The 14,753-nt window shown below is 68.5% G+C and carries 10 protein-coding genes and 2 rRNA genes (1 of these 12 only partly in view); 8 read left to right on the forward strand and 4 right to left on the reverse strand.

What is annotated here, in order from left to right:
- The 3 genes from NAEX_RS20295 to NAEX_RS20305 all read left to right on the forward strand — a co-directional run.
- Positions 1–1,733 (forward strand): 23S ribosomal RNA (locus NAEX_RS20295) (it extends 1,210 nt beyond the left edge of the window).
- Between the two features lie 167 nt (positions 1,734–1,900).
- Positions 1,901–2,017, forward strand: a 5S ribosomal RNA gene (gene rrf / locus NAEX_RS20300).
- Positions 2,018–2,212: 195 nt separating this feature from the next.
- Positions 2,213–3,763: a L,D-transpeptidase gene (locus tag NAEX_RS20305; RefSeq protein WP_096329136.1), complete on the forward strand. Its 1,551-nt coding sequence runs from the start codon at positions 2,213–2,215 to the stop codon at positions 3,761–3,763.
- A gap of 250 nt (positions 3,764–4,013) precedes the next feature.
- On the opposite strand, the gene NAEX_RS48060 is transcribed toward NAEX_RS20305, so the two are convergent.
- Both NAEX_RS48060 and NAEX_RS20315 read right to left on the reverse strand, forming a co-directional pair.
- The gene (locus NAEX_RS48060) at positions 4,014–4,574 is read right to left on the reverse strand and encodes a hypothetical protein (RefSeq protein WP_100793166.1); all 561 of its coding nucleotides are present in this window, start codon (positions 4,572–4,574) and stop codon (positions 4,014–4,016) included.
- A gap of 137 nt (positions 4,575–4,711) precedes the next feature.
- Complete coding sequence (locus NAEX_RS20315) at positions 4,712–5,929, reverse strand: aspartate kinase (RefSeq protein WP_245913760.1); 1,218 nt, start codon at positions 5,927–5,929, stop codon at positions 4,712–4,714.
- Positions 5,930–6,449: 520 nt separating this feature from the next.
- Here NAEX_RS20315 and NAEX_RS20320 point away from each other — a divergent pair.
- From NAEX_RS20320 to lpdA, 4 genes are read left to right on the forward strand one after another with little or no spacing between them, the layout of a single operon-like run.
- Positions 6,450–7,409 (forward strand): thiamine pyrophosphate-dependent enzyme, encoded by a 960-nt coding sequence (locus NAEX_RS20320; RefSeq protein WP_170135866.1) that lies wholly within the window; start codon positions 6,450–6,452, stop codon positions 7,407–7,409.
- Complete coding sequence (locus NAEX_RS20325; protein WP_096329138.1) at positions 7,406–8,371, forward strand: transketolase C-terminal domain-containing protein; 966 nt, start codon at positions 7,406–7,408, stop codon at positions 8,369–8,371. Before NAEX_RS20320 ends, NAEX_RS20325 begins: the two co-directional genes overlap by 4 nt.
- An 18-nt stretch (positions 8,372–8,389) precedes the next feature.
- A complete protein-coding gene (locus NAEX_RS20330) occupies positions 8,390–9,748 on the forward strand; it encodes a dihydrolipoamide acetyltransferase family protein (RefSeq protein ID WP_096329139.1) in 1,359 nt (452 codons plus the stop codon).
- Positions 9,749–9,769: 21 nt separating this feature from the next.
- On the forward strand, positions 9,770–11,194 hold the full coding sequence (lpdA, locus tag NAEX_RS20335) for a dihydrolipoyl dehydrogenase (RefSeq protein WP_096329140.1): 1,425 nt from the start codon (positions 9,770–9,772) through the stop codon (positions 11,192–11,194).
- Here lpdA and NAEX_RS54580 read toward each other — a convergent pair.
- Entirely contained in the window at positions 11,112–11,660 is a 549-nt protein-coding gene (locus NAEX_RS54580) for a phosphatase domain-containing protein (RefSeq protein WP_096329141.1), read from the reverse strand. The genes lpdA and NAEX_RS54580 overlap by 83 nt on opposite strands.
- A complete protein-coding gene (locus NAEX_RS20345; protein ID WP_096329142.1) occupies positions 11,660–12,538 on the reverse strand; it encodes a class II glutamine amidotransferase in 879 nt (292 codons plus the stop codon). Before NAEX_RS20345 ends, NAEX_RS54580 begins: the two co-directional genes overlap by 1 nt.
- 244 nt (positions 12,539–12,782) lie before the next feature.
- On the opposite strand from NAEX_RS20345, the gene NAEX_RS20350 reads away from it, so the two are divergent.
- Positions 12,783–14,606 (forward strand): acyl-CoA dehydrogenase, encoded by a 1,824-nt coding sequence (locus NAEX_RS20350; protein WP_177325967.1) that lies wholly within the window; start codon positions 12,783–12,785, stop codon positions 14,604–14,606.
- Positions 14,607–14,753 lie beyond the last annotated feature (147 nt).

Below are 14,753 nucleotides of genomic sequence, written 5' to 3' on the forward strand. Positions count from 1 at the left end.
TCTGCCGAAAGGCAGGCGGTAGGCGAGTATTGTCTGCGCGGTGAATGCGTACGGAAACGAGCGTTGGAGTGCAGACAAGAGCTGATGTTGGCATGAGTAGCGATAAACCGGGTGAAAAACCCGGTCGCCGTAAACCCGAGGGTTCCTGGGTAAAGATCATCTTCTCAGGGTTAGTCGGTCCCTAAGGCGAGGCAGAAATGCGTAGTCGATGGGAAGCAGGCGAACATTCCTGCACCAGCACGGATGGTTTTGTAAGGTGGGACGGAGGAGGATAGCCGAGCGACCTGTTGGATGGTCGTTCAAGCCGGTAGGCGGTTCGCGTAGGAGGCATCTGGCCACAAACGCGCGAGCAACGCCGAGAGGTGATGAGGGTCGCCGCAAGGCGGACAACTCGGTGAGTCCAAGCTTCCAAGAAAAGCATCGTACAAGTGTACCGCTGTGCTGACCGTACCGTAAACCGACACAGGTGGGTGGGGAGAACATCCCAAGGCGCTTGAGAGAACTCGGGTTAAGGAACTCGGCAAATTGACACCGTAACTTCGGGAGAAGGTGTGCCCTTGAGGGTGACGGGCCTCGCGCCATGAGCCTTTGGGGGTTGCAGAGAATCGGGGGTAGCGACTGTTTACCAAAAACACAGGACTCTGCGAAGTCGCAAGACGACGTATAGGGTCTGACGCCTGCCCGGTGCCGGAAGGTTAACAGGAGATGTCAGCGCAAGCGAAGCATCGAATCGAAGCCCCGGTAAACGGCGGCCGTAACTATAACGGTCCTAAGGTAGCGAAATTCCTTGGCGGGTAAGTTCCGTCCTGCACGAATGGCGTAACGACTTCCCCACTGTCTCGACCCGGGACTCAGCGAAATTGAAATCGGGGTGAAGATGCCCCGTACCCGCGGCAAGACGGAAAGACCCCGTGAACCTTTACTGCAGCTTGGCACTGGTTTTCGGACTTGTCTGTGTAGGATAGGTGGGAGGCTATGATGTGGGGCCGCTAGGTTCCACGGAGCCAACGTTGAAATACCACCCTGAGAAGTCTGAAAGCCTAACCGTGACCAGTGAGCCTGGTCCGGGACACTGCCTGGTGGGTAGTTTGACTGGGGCGGTCACCTCCGAAAGAGTAACGGAGGCGCGCAAAGGTTCCCTCAGGCTGATTGGAAACCAGCCGAAGAGTGTAAAGGCATAAGGGAGCTTGACTGCGACTCATACAAGAGGAGCAGGCACGAAAGTGGGCCTTAGTGATCCGGTGGTTCTGAATGGAAGGGCCATCGCTCAACGGATAAAAGGTACTCCGGGGATAACAGGCTTATCACGCCCAAGAGTTCACATCGACGGCGTGGTTTGGCACCTCGATGTCGGCTCATCGCATCCTGGGGCTGTAGTAGGTCCCAAGGGTTTGGCTGTTCGCCAATTAAAGCGGTACGCGAGCTGGGTTCAAAACGTCGTGAGACAGTTTGGTCCCTATCTGCCGTGGGCGCAGGAATCTTGAAGTGGAGCTGTCCCTAGTACGAGAGGACCGGGATGGACAGACCCCTGGTGTTCCGGTTGTTTTGCCAAGAGCATCGCCGGGTAGCCATGTCTGGAACGGATAACCGCTGAAAGCATCTAAGCGGGAAGCCAACCACAAGATGAGGATTCCCTGAAGGTCCGTCGTAGACGACGACGTTAATAGGCCGGGTGTGGAAGCGCGGCGACGCGCGGAGCTAACCGGTACTAATCGACCGTTCGGCTTGACCTTGGGCACCGCTCCCGTGTGGTGCTTGAAGTCCGAGGTTCCGAGCGACACCTGCACGACGGCCGCCAAAGCGGCCCGCTCCGAGACGGAGCCCCATCACAGCACGATCTCTTGCGAGGACGAATCCGCGGCTCCACCGCGATTCTCCTCGCCGCTCGTCGACAAGTTTTGCTGGTGGCTATGGCGGAAGGGCCACACCCGATCCCATCCCGAACTCGGTCGTTAAGACTTCCAGCGCCGATGGTACTGCAGGGGAGACCCTGTGGGAGAGTAGGACGCCGCCAGCGCTATGCCCCCTTCGAAAGAAGGGGGCTTTTTTATTTGGGTCTCGACAGTGCGTGGGCGGAAATCTTCCCCTCGTGCTCGGCGTAGGCTATGCACTCCGCATGCCCGGATCGCCCCGGAAATGGCTCTTGGCACTCGGTTTCGCTGCCTGCGATTCGGCTCCGCAGACCGAATCGCCCGCCGAGCTGCCGACTCCCGTGGTAGCCGAGCGGCGTTCGGAGACCCGTCTTCCGGAGCCGGAGCCGGACGACTCGGCCGAGGCCCCTGGCGACGCCGGCGGGGACGACGGCTCCGCGCCGGACACCGCCGGGACGACCGTGGCGGAACCCGCGGTCCCCGCCGAGCCCGCAGCGGACGACGAGATCCGCCCGCCCGAGGGCTATGGGCTGATCCGTCCGCCGCTGGGGGTGCCGACGCCCGACTCGCTGAAGCTGCACGCCCTGGCCGGCTACGAGGTGGTGACGGTCTACTCCCGGCCCGACATGACCTCCGAGAAGCTCGGTTACCTGCGGATCGGCACCCGCATGATGGCGACCGAGAAGATCGAGCACGAGACCTGCAAGGCTGGGTTCTACGGTCTGCCTGCCGGCGGTTACGCGTGTGCGAGCAAGGGCCTGCTGGTCGAGGCCGACAAGCCGCCGCCGATGAAGTACCCGCCGCCGGCGCCGAAACTCGATCAGGGACATCCCTACGAGTACGGGTTCGTCCGGCGCTGGAACAGCCCGATGTGGTGGCGGATCCCGAGCGACCAGGAGATCTCGGCGATGGAGGTCCAACGGGTCGCGCGCGAGGCGGAGCGCCTGGCTGCGAAGGAGCCGCCGACCGAGGCGCCGATCCCGGCCGAGCCGGTCGAGGGGACGGCGCCGCCGGAGGTGCCGAAGCCCGATCCGGTGCTCGCGGACGTGAAGCTGCCGCTGAGCCCGAACACGCCGTGGCTCGAGCGCGGGTTCTTCCTGTCGCTGGGTGAGAAGGTGGTCGAGCGCGGCCTGACGTTCTACCGCACGGCCCGCGGGGCCTACGTCGCGGCGGCCGATATCTCGCGCTACGAGGCCAAGGACTGGGTCGGCGTGGCGCTCGACGAGCAGGGGATCACGTATCCCTTCGCCTACGTCAAGAAGGACACCAAGCTGCTGCAGCTCACCGCCGACGACAAGCTCAAGGCGACGAAGACGATCGAGCGGCGGACGTTCCTGGACCTGACCGAAGAGACAGAGATCGGCGGACGGGCCTACATGATCACGGCGGATGGGCTGCTGGTACGCAAGGACCATCTGCTCATCCCGGAGCTGCAGGCGCTGCCGAAGGGGCTGGATCCGTGGGAGCGGTGGATCGACGTCAGCGTCTCGCAGCAGATGCTCGTGGCCTACGAGGGCACCCGGCCGGTGTACGTGACGCTGGTGTCGAGCGGGCGCAAGGGGACGAAGGAAGACCCGTACGAGACGCCGCGCGGCCGCTGGCGGATCTACAGCAAGCACGTGTCGACGACGATGGACGGCAGCTCGGCCACCGACGGCAACTACTCGATTCAGGATGTCCCCTGGACCATGTTCTTCTCGGGGAGCTACGCGCTGCACGGCGCGTTCTGGCATCGCAGCTTCGGCACGGTGCGCAGCCACGGCTGCGTGAACCTCGGGCCGAGCGACGCGCGGTGGTTGTTCCACTGGACGACGCCGCTGCTGCCGGAAGGCTGGCACGGAGTCAACGCGACCGACGAGAGCCCGGGCAGCACAGTGGTCGTGCGGGATTGAAGACGCGTCGTCGAGCGTCGATGATGACCTTGCCAGGCCAGCAGGCGTGAGCTGCGATCGTCGTGCGGTGGCCTGGGCTCCGCGCCGCACGCGTCGATGGGAGCGAGTGCGAAGCCGCGGGGCTCGGGCCACGTGTGGCAAACCTTGATGATGATGCAGGGGCAGCCATCGCGGTGCGGCGGCTTGAGCTGCGCGCCGCAGCGTCGATGGGAGCTTGCCTAGACCGTGAGTGCGGAGCCGTGGGGCTCGGTCACGCGCCGCAGGCGTCGATGGCGATCTTGCCCTGGTCGGTGCAGTAGTAGTTGCTGCCGTCGGGGAGGCAGCAGCCCACGCCCGTGATTGGGGAGTTTTCGTCGCAGTCGTCGCCCTCGGCGGGGAGCATGTCGGGGCACTCGATGGGGCTGATGCCGCCGGGGTCTTCCCCGACGAAGCCGCAGGCGTAGTACTTGTTGTTGGCGTCCCACCCGCATTTTCCGAAGCCGCTGCCAGTCGTGCCAGCAGTGGTGCCATCCGTGGTGTCGTCGGTGGTCGAGGTGCTGGTCGTGCTCGTCGGCTCGGTCTCGGTCGTGGTCGGGGCCGTGGTGGTCGGACCGGTGGTGGCCGTGCTGTCGGTGTCGGTGTCCCCAGTCGCGGTACCGTCGGTCGTGGTGTCGTCGGTCGTGGTGCCGTCGGTCGTGGTGCCGTCGGTCGTGGTGTTGCCGGTGACCGAGTCGGTGGTCTCGGAGTCGGAGTCGGTCGTGTTCGTGTTGATGATGCAGCCGGTGTTGACGACGAGGCCGGTGACGACGACAAGCGTAAGGTTCTTGAGCATGGTTCTCTCCGTGTGCAGCGGTCAAAGATCCGCGGTGCGTTCGGACGACGCGGGTCAGGCCGGATTCATCGGCGGGCCAACCGCTGGGCGCTGCCCTCGCCAGAGGATCTGCCGAGCTCGCTGCGTGGCTGCCTCAGTCAGGTTCTGGGCAGACGAGGGATGAAGGCCGCGTGCAGCGCTCGCACGGCTCGCGCTCGTTGCTCGCGGGCGACGAGGAAGGCGAGGCTGTGCGAATCGGTGTAGACCTCGCGGACCGAGATCTCCAGCGAGCGCAAGCTCTCGTAGGCGCGAGCCATCACCTCCGGGTTCTCCTCGAGGCCGGAGCCGACGCAGGTCACCAGCGCGAAGCCCTCGACACACTCGATGCCGGCGAGGTCGCGACCGATCGACCGCGCGAAGGCGCCGAGACGGGCGAGCGCCTCGCTGCTGTCGGTGCGCTGGGCCTGCGAGAGAAATCCGGTCGCGCCGTGGTGACCGATCCGAAGGTGCCGCAAGCCGAGCGGGGCCAGCTTGCGGATGACCTCGGGGACATGTCTCGAAGCGCCGGTTTGAAGAGACAGATTGATGGCGACGATGGAGGCGTCCGAAGCGACGGCGCGAACGCCGGGTCGCGTGGGAGGGTTCTTGCGGATGACAGTCTCGCCGGTGACGTCCGGCCGGCTGTGACGGGCGTAGATGGCGATCCCGCGCTCCTCGGCGAGCTGGACGGCCTGGGAGTGGAGGACCTTGGCGCCAGCGCGGGCGAGGGCTTGCATCTCGCCGTACGAGAGGCTGTCGAGCCGCGCGGCGTCCTCGACCTCGCGGGGGTCGGCGCTGTAGACGCCGTCGACGTCGCTGTAGATCTCGCAATCGGCGTCGATGGCCGCGGCGAGGGCGACGGCGGTGGTGTCGGAGCCGCCGCGGCCGAGCGTCGTGACGTCGCGCTTGTAGCTGACACCCTGGAAGCCGCCGATGATGACGATGTTGCCGGCCGCCAGCTCGTCGAGGACGCGGAACGGGCGGACCTCGACGATGCGCGCGCGGCCGTGCTGGTGGTCGGTGATGATCCCGCACTGCGAGCCGGTCAGGCTGATCGCCTGACGGCCGAGCGCGGTGATCGCCAGCGCCAGCAAGGTCATCGAGCCGCGCTCGCCCGTGGACAACAACATGTCGAGCTCTCGCGCCGGCGGCGGGTCGATGAGCGCGCGCGCCATGGCCAACAACTCGTTGGTGGTCTGGCCCATGGCGGAGACGACGACGACCACTGGCTGCACGGCGGCGCGATCGACGACCCGACGAGCGCAATGACGGATCCGCTCGAGGTCGGCGACGCTGCTGCCTCCGAACTTCATGACGACCGGGGCGGGCGAGCTCACGCGGCGAGGTTTACACCCTCGGAGGGTCGCGGCCCAAGTTTCACGGGGAACGGCGGCGCAGGCGCCTGTCGGAGGGCTTCAGCGGCGCGGAAATCGGGCTGCGCGAGGGAAAAGGAGACGCCGACCGAGCTCGCTGCGTCGTCGACGGCGCGGCTGTCAGTTCGTGCGGTGCGGTGCCTGGGTCGGAGCGGAGGAGGCGTTGGAGCGCTCGTGATGTCGGAGTGGCGGTGGGGCGAGGCTCGAGAGATTGCTCGGAATGTCCGAAACGACATGTTCTTTGGAGCACAGACTTCAGGACATGTGGTTGTCTGCGGGGAGTGCGCGTCGGGCGCGAGCGAGCGGGGGAGTTTGCCGACTGCGGCATCGCTGCCGTGATCGCGCTGTGCGTCTCGTTTCGCAGGGACGGGTCGGCGCGCAAGATCACGGAGGGGGCGGCCGAGGCGGGCGGCGAAGGGGGCTTCGGGGGCGCCTGCCGGCCTTGACGTTGGGTTTGGCGCGCAGTTACAACCCCCCGGCGCGCATGGAAGACTGTCCCTGGGATCCCGAAGGAGTGGAGGTCTGCCTCGATCCGGAGGGGCAACTCGTCGACAGGCGGGCGGCGCAAGGGGTCGATCTGCGGGCGCTGTACAAGCGCCTCGTGGCGGCGCGATGCCTCGACCTCCGGGTCGAACGGCTCGGGTTGCCGATGTGGGTCTCCTGTGCGGGCGAAGAGGCCGTCTCGGTGCTCACGGCGATGCTGGCGGGGCAAGAGGACTGGATTTATCCGGGCGTCCGCGACTTCGCGCTGGCGCCGATCCGCGGCCTCGACCTCGATGATTTCGCGCGCCAGATCCTCGGGATCGCCGCGGACGGCGAGCGCCCGTACAACGGCCGGCCGGGTGCGCTGGCGGCGGCCGATCTCGGCATCGCGTACGCGCCCGAGCCGCTGGGGCTGCATCTGCCGCTGGCGGCCGGCCAGGCCCACGCGCAGAAGCTTGCCGGAAACGGCCGGGCGACGATTGCCATCTTCGGCGAGGGGTTGACGACGACCGCGTTCTTCCACGAGACGGTGGCGCTCGCCTCCGCCTGCGACCTGCCGCTGGTGCTGGTATGCAAGAGCCAGCTGTGGCCCGAGGGCGCGCCGGCCGAGGCCGGTCTGCTGGGGGACAGCGTGGCCGAGCGCGTGAAGGCGTGCGGGTTGTGGTCGCGTCGGGTCGACGGAGCCGACGTGGTGGCGGTGCATGCCGCGCTCGACCAGGCGTTGCGGCGAGCTCGTGACGCTCGCGGGCCCGGGCTGGTCGAGGTGGTGGTGACGCAGCTGCACGCGGGGACGACGGACGCGGACATTCCGGCGCACCGCGACCCGATCGAGCGTCTGCGTCGGCACCTCGACCGCGAGGGGCAGTGGACGCCGACGTTCCAGGACGTGATCGAGGCGGAGGTGCGGGGGCAGCTCGAGCGGGCCTTCACGCACGCACACGCCAAGGAGATGGGGCGATGAGCACGCTCGAACGCTTGTCCACGATCGTCGCCGAGCTGCTGCGCGACGATGTTCGCCGGGTGCTGGTCGGCGAGGATGTCCGCCAGGGCGGCATGCTCGGCCTGTCGCGGGTGGCGATGCGCGACCCGAGCCTCAGCTCGCGTGTGCTCGCGACCCCGCTGACGCCGGCGGCGAGTTTGGCCCATGCGACAGGTCTGGCGCTGGCCGGCCGGCGGCCGATCGTGGCGCTGGCGTCGGCGACGGCGCTGCTCGAGGGCTACGCGGCGCTGCGCGAGCTCGGCCGGATCTCCGCGACCTCGGCCGGCGAGCGCAGCGCGCCGGTGCTGATCGTGGCGCCGACCGGGCCCGGGTTCGGGCTCGGAGGCGACGGCGCGGCCTCGCCCGACGGCGTGATCGCCGGCGTGTCCGGGCTGCGCGTGGCGATCCTCGGGGACGCGCGCGAGGCCGGCGCGATGCTGCGGGCCGCCGCCAACTTCGAGGCAGGCGAGGATCCGACGGTGCTGCTGCTGCCGCGCGCGCTGCTGCTGCGCGAGGTCGAGGACGGCGAGATCGTCGAGACGCTCGGGCGCCCGCTGTGCGCGGCCCGGTGCGTGCGCGATGGGGCGGCAGCGACGGTGTTCGCGTGGGGCGCGGCGGTCGATGTCGCGTGCGCGGCGGCCGAACAGTCGGGCCACGACGCGGCGGTCTACGAGCTCGGCGGCCTGGCTCCCCTCGATGTCGAGGAGCTGGTCGCGGCGGCGGCGAAGACCGGGAAGCTGGTGATCGCGCACGCCGGCGGGCTGTCCTTCGGGCCAGGTGCCGAGCTGGCGGCGCTCTTCGCCGATCGGGCGATCCTCCACCTCGACGCGCCGATCGTGCGCGTCGCCGGACGCGAGGGGCCGCTGGCCCGCGCGGACGAGATGTCGGGCTTGCCGAGCGTCGCGGCGCTCGTCGATGCCATCCACCAGGTCGTGACCTACTGATCAGGAGCCGGAGTCTTCATGCTCGAGTTCAAGCTGCCGGAGATCGGCGAAGGCGTGGTGGAGGGCGAGATCGTTCGCTGGCACAAGCAGCCCGGCGAGGCGGTGCAGGCCAACGAGGCGCTCGTCGAGGTGATGACCGACAAGGCGACCATCGAGGTGCCGTCGCCGGTCGCGGCGATCGTCCGCGAGCTCAAGGCGCAGGTCGGTGACATCTGCGCGGTCGAGCAGGTGATCGCGATCCTCGAGGTCGGCGCCGCTCGTCCAGCGGCGAGCGCAGCGGCGCCGGTGGCGACCGCTGCCGCGGCGCCGGCGGCTGCTCCTTCGAACATGTCCTCGGGGCCAGTCCTGGCGACGCCGGCGGCGCGCGCCCTGGCCCGCGAGGAGGGCATTGACCTGCGTGGGTTGCCGACCGACGACCGCGGCCGGATCACCAAGCAGGACGTGCTGAAGGCGGCCGAGGCGGCGAAGTCGCCCGCGCCGAGCGTCGCGCCGCGCGTCGCTGCGCCGCCTGTGGTGGCTCCGCCGGTCGCGGCGGCCGTGAGTGGCAAGGCGCCGCCGGCGCCCCCGACGACGCCCTCCGTCGCTGCCAAGCCGGCTCCCGCGCCGGCCCCTGCGGCGGCGGTCCAGCCGGCGGCGCAGGTGCGCCAGCCGCACGCGGCCGAGGCTGCGCCGGACGACGAGGTAATCCCGTTCCGCGGCATGCGGCGGCGGATCGCCGAGGCGATGACGCGCTCCTACACGAGCGCGGTGCATTACACGTACGTCGAGCAGGTGAACGTCACCAAGCTGGTGCGGCTGCGCCAGGAGGCCAAGGCGGCGGCGGCGGAGCAGGGCGTGAGCCTCACGTTCTTGCCGTTCATCGTCAAGGCGGTGGTCCACGCGCTGAAGAAGTACCCGATCGTGAACTCCGAGCTCGACGAGGCCGGCGGTCGGATCCTGGTGAAGAAGCGCTACAACATCGGCGTGGCGGCGGCGACCGACCAGGGGCTGATGGTGCCGGTGGTGCACGGCGCCGACCGGCTCAGCATCCTCGAGATCGGGCGGGAGATCGCGCGCCTCGGCGAGGCGGCGAAGAACGGCACGGCCAAGCGCGAGGACCTGACCGGCGGCACGTTCACGATCTCGAGCCTCGGCAACATCGGCGGGGTGCTGGCGACGCCGATCATCAACTTCCCCGAGGTCGGGATCCTCGGCGTGCACGCGATCCGCAAGACGCCGATCGTCGACGACAACAACAACATCGTCGTCGGGCACCTGATGAACCTCTCGGTCTCGCTCGACCACCGCGTGGTCGACGGCTTCGAGGGCGCCAACTTCCTGCAAGAGGTGCGGCGCTTCCTCGAGGACCCCAACTTGCTGCTGCTCGCAGGAATCTGACCGCTCGCACAGGAGACAGTCGTGGCCACGATCAAGAAGAAGGCGCTCATCATCGGCGCGGGCACGGGCGGCTACCCGTGCGCGATCCGGCTCGGCCAGCTCGGCGTCGACGCGATGCTCGTCGAGAAGGACAAGCCCGGCGGCGTGTGCCTCAACTGGGGCTGCATCCCGTCCAAAGCGCTGATCTCGGCGACCAAGCTGTTCCACAAGGCGCAGCACGCGACCGAGATGGGGCTGTCGTTCTCGTCGCCGACGGTCGACATGGTCAAGATGCAGGCGTGGAAGGCCGGCATCGTCAAGAAGCTGACCGGCGGCGTCGGCTCCCTGGTCAAAGGGGCAGGTACGCAGTACGTCACGGCGACGGCGGAGTTCCTCGGGCCGAAGCAGGTCCGCCTGCGCTACGCCGACGGCAAGCCGGACGACATCGTCGAGGCCGAGCACGTGGTGATCGCCACCGGCTCGCTGCCGATCGAGATCCCGGGCTTCAAGGTCGACAACAAGCGGGTGCTCGACAGCACGTCGGCGCTCGACCTGGCGGCGGTGCCGAAGCGGATGGTGTGCATCGGCGGCGGGATCATCGGCCTCGAGCTGGGGCAGACGTTCCAGCGCCTCGGCACGCAGCTCGTGGTGCTCGAGGGGCTCGGGCGGATCTTGAACGGCGTCGACAACGAGTGCGCCGACGTCGTGGCTCGCCAGATCAAGAAGGACGGCGGGCAGATCTTCATTAACGCCAAGGCGGTCGGCTGGGAAGAGCGCAACGGCGAGGCCGTCGTGAAGGCCGAGATCGACGGCAAGGTGCAAGAGTTCGTGACCGACGTGATCCTGGTGGCGGTCGGCCGCCGGCCGGTGACGAAGGGCTTCGGGCTCGAGAAGACCGGCGTGAAGGTGAACGAGCGCGGGTTCATCCCGGTCGACCAGCGCCAGCAGACCAACGTGCCCGGCATCTACGCGGTCGGCGACGTGTGCGGCCAGCCGATGCTGGCCCACAAGGCGTCGCACGAGGGCGAGGTGCTGGCCGAGGTCATCGCCGGCAAGAAGACGATCAACGATGCGCGGCAGATCCCCAACGTCGTGTTCACCGAGCCGGAGATCGCGTCGTCGGGGCTGACGAAGGAAGAGGCCGAGGCCCAGGGCCGCACGGTCAACGTCGGCAAGTTCCCGTTCTCGGTGCTCGGCCGGGCGATGGCGATCGGCGAGACGGCCGGCTTCGTGAAGGTGATCACCGACGCGGCCGACGAGCGCATCCTCGGGGTCCACATCGTCGGGCCCGAGGCGAGCGACCTGATCAGCGAGGCGGGCCTGGCGATCGAGATGGGTGCGTTCGCGGAGGACGTGGCGCTGACGATCCACCCGCACCCGACGCTCAGCGAGGCGCTGATGGAGGCGGCCAAGCACGCGCTCGGCGAGGCGATCCACATCGCCAATCCGCGCAAGAAGGCGCACTAGACCGCGCGGCGAGGCTGCTCTCGAGGGCATGTCGGAAAGGACATGCTATTCGGGGCAGCCTCGAGATCACGCGGACCCGCGAGCTCGACGGCGGCACTGGCTGTCCCGAAGGGCATGTCCGATGGGACGTGCAGTCGGGCGGCTCGGGGTTATCCGGGCCGGGGGGGCTCGACGGCCGCGAGGGCGCGGAGCCGGGCCGGTTCGAGGCGGATGCCGGGGCGCACGCGCTGCAGCAGGGCGAGGGCTTCGGCGGGGCCGGCGCCAGGCCGCGGAGCAGGAGGAGCGCCGCGGTGAAGGTGCCGGTGCGGCCGTGGCCCTGGGCGCAGTGGATGAAGAGCGTCTGCGAGGAGGCGGCCAGTTCTTCGATCAGGGCGCGGAACTCGGCGGGGTCGGAGAGGCTGGCGTCGAGGGTGGGTAGCGAACGATACACAGCGACGCCGCGTACATGCGCTGCCCTGGAATGCATCAGTGGGTGCGGCGGTCGACGGGCTGGCCGGCGTGGAAGCGTTGCATCTGCATGCGGCCGTCGGCGCCGACCATGTCGCCGGGGGCGAGCGGGATCCACACGTTGTCGCCGTGGAGCGGCTCGCTCGAGAAGATCAGGTGACTGACGAAGCCGCGTTCGGGCGGGGGCGGGCGCTCGCACTCGCCGGAGTAGAAGGCGCAGGTCTCACGTTCGGGGCAGCGCTGCTTGTGGGCGCTGAAGTAGAGCTGCTTGCCGCCCTGGTGGCCGAGCATGACGTGGCCGTTGGTGAGGACGAAGGTCAGGTAGGTGTCGTGTGGGGGCCCCTCGTTGTCGGGGTTGCAGGGGCCGACGAGCGACTCGATCTCGGCGAGGGCCTCGCGGGCGGCGCTGGCGACCTCGGCGAGCGGGAAGCCGGGCCGGTGCAGCTCGTGGCGCTGGGCCATCTTGCCGAGGATCAGATAGAACAGGACCTCGCTGTCGGTCTTGCCGAGGATGAAGCGGCGCAAGATCGGCGGGACGCGGGCGACGAGCTGGTCGCGGACGCCGTCGAAGCCGGCGATGTTGCCGTTGTGGGCGAACACCCAGGCGCCGAACTGGAACGGGTGGGTGTTGATGGTCGACAGCTCGCCCTGGGTGGCCTTGCGAATGTGCGCGAGGACGGTCTCCGAGGTGACGATGCCGGAGAGGTGGCGGAACAGGTGGTCGCTGACGGCCGCGGAGGCGCTCTTGATGACGTGCGGGGCGTTGGCGACGTAATAGGCGACGCCCCAGCCGTCGGGGTGTCGGCAGCTCTGCTGCATCAAGGCGTTGTCGGCACTGACGAGGCTCCGGTGGACACCACTCTGCATGACGGAGCGAAAGCCGAAGATCCGACACATGGAAGGTTGTTTCGAGGATAGCAGACGCCGGACGCTCAGGGAGCGCCGCGGCCGCCGCGGGCCCGAAGGGCTGCCGGATCCGGCAACGTGTTGCCGTGCGCGCACGAGCGCGAGGCCGCGGCGCGGCTGACGTGGTCCGCCGCAAGGCCCCGCGGCACGCCCGGGAACGGCGTTGACAAGCTGATCGGGATCGGACTACGACGGGCTTCATGCCGGCACGTGTCCGGCGATCGAGGCCGACGTGATCACCGCCCAGAATCACTACAAGAGCAACTTGCGCGACATCTTCTTCAATCTGTTCGAGGTCCTGAAGATCCAGGAAAACACGCTCGGCAAGGGCGTCTATTCGCACATGGACGAAGAGACAGTCCGCTCGACGCTCGAGGGCTACGAGGAGTTCTGCCAGAAGGAGCTGGCGCCGTCGTGGGCGCTGTCGGACCGGATCCCGCTCGAGCTCGACAAGGAGACCGGCACCGTCAAGCTGCCGCCGCCGGTGGCGCGCTCGATCCGCACGTCGCTCGAGCAAGGCTGGCCGCTGCTCAACCTGCCCGAGCACCTCGGCGGCAGCGGCGCGCCGCCGTCGGTCGCGTGGGCCGCGTTCGAGCTGACGGCCGGCTCCAACGCCGCGGTGGCGTTCTACCTGTTCGGGCCGCTCATCGCCCACATCATCGACCGTCTCGGCACCGAGGAGCAGCGCAAGCGGTTCGCCAAGCCGATGATCGACGGCCACTGGGGCGGCTCGATGGTGCTGACGGAGCCCGACGCGGGCTCGGACGTCGGCGCGGGCCGCACGAAGGCGCGCCAGGTCGAGGGCGGGGTGTGGGAGATCGAGGGCGTCAAGCGCTTCATCACCAACGGTGACTTCGACGCCGCCGAGAACATCGTGCACCTGGTGCTGGCGCGCCCCGAAGGCGCGGGGCCGGGGACGAAGGGGCTGTCGATGTTCATCGTGCCCAAGTTCTGGGTGAACGAGGACGGCAGCCTCGGCGAGCGCAACGGGGTCTACTGCACCAACATCGAGCACAAGATGGGGATCAAGGCGTCGGCGACCTGCGAGCTGACGTTCGGCGAGCGTCACCCGGCCCGCGGCTTCCTGGTCGGCGAGGTCCACGACGGCATCCGCCAGATGTTCCACGTCATCGAGCACGCGCGCATGGCCGTGGGCGCGAAGTCGATGGCGACGCTGTCGACGGCGTACCTCAATGCGCTCGAGTTCGCGAAGATCCGCGTGCAGGGCCCGGACCTGCTGCGCGCGACCGACAAGACGGCGCCCCGCGTGCGGATCATCGAGCACCCCGACGTGCGCCGGATGCTGATGCTGCAGAAGGCCTTCGCCGAGGGCATGCGCGCGCTGACGCTGTTCACGGCGTCGGTGCAGGACGCGGTCGAGCTCAAGGGCGGCCACGGCAGCGCCGACAGCGACGACCTCGACAAGCTCAACGACCTGCTGCTGCCGCTGGTGAAGGGCTACTGCTCGGAGAAGGTGTACGAGCTGCTGGCGGTGTCGCTGCAGACGTACGGCGGCTCGGGCTACTGCCAGGACTACCCGATCGAGCAGTACATCCGCGACCAGAAGATCGACTCGCTCTACGAGGGCACGACGCACATCCAGGCGCTCGACCTGTTCTTCCGCAAGATCGTGCGCGACGGCGGGTCGACGCTGCGCAGCCTGATGGGCCGCATCGAGGCGACGCTCGGCGAGATCGACGCGAAGGGGCCGCTGGCGGTCGAGCACGCCGCGATGTCGCGGGCGCTGGCCGACCTGCAGGGCATCTACATGACGATGCCGGCGAAGCTGCAGGAGTCGCTCTACCACGTCGGCTTCCAGGGCAACCGGATCCTGTTCGCCACCGCCGAGGTGGTGATCGGCTGGCTGCTGCTGCGCCAGGCCGCGGTGGCGGCCGCGCGCCGCGAGACGGCGACCGACAAGGACCGCGACTTCTATCAGGGGAAGCTGGCGGCCGTCCGCTTCTACGCCCGCAACGTGCTGCCGGGGATCACGCTGACGCGCAAGCTGATCGAGCAGGGGACGCTCGAGCTGCTCGAGGTGCCCGAGTCGGCGTTCTGAGGCAGTCGCGCGGGCGCGGCCGCGAAGGTGTGGGCCGCGCCCGTCGGTGGCGAGCTGCGGCGTAGCAGAGGCTCGAGGGCGTTCGACTCCGCGACGCAGGGTCGCAGGGCGGGCGCTCACGCGTATCGCTCGCTCGCCCGCTCGGCG

Origin of the sequence: Nannocystis exedens, assembly GCF_002343915.1 — a bacterium.
Lineage (GTDB): Bacteria > Myxococcota_A > Polyangia > Nannocystales > Nannocystaceae > Nannocystis > Nannocystis exedens.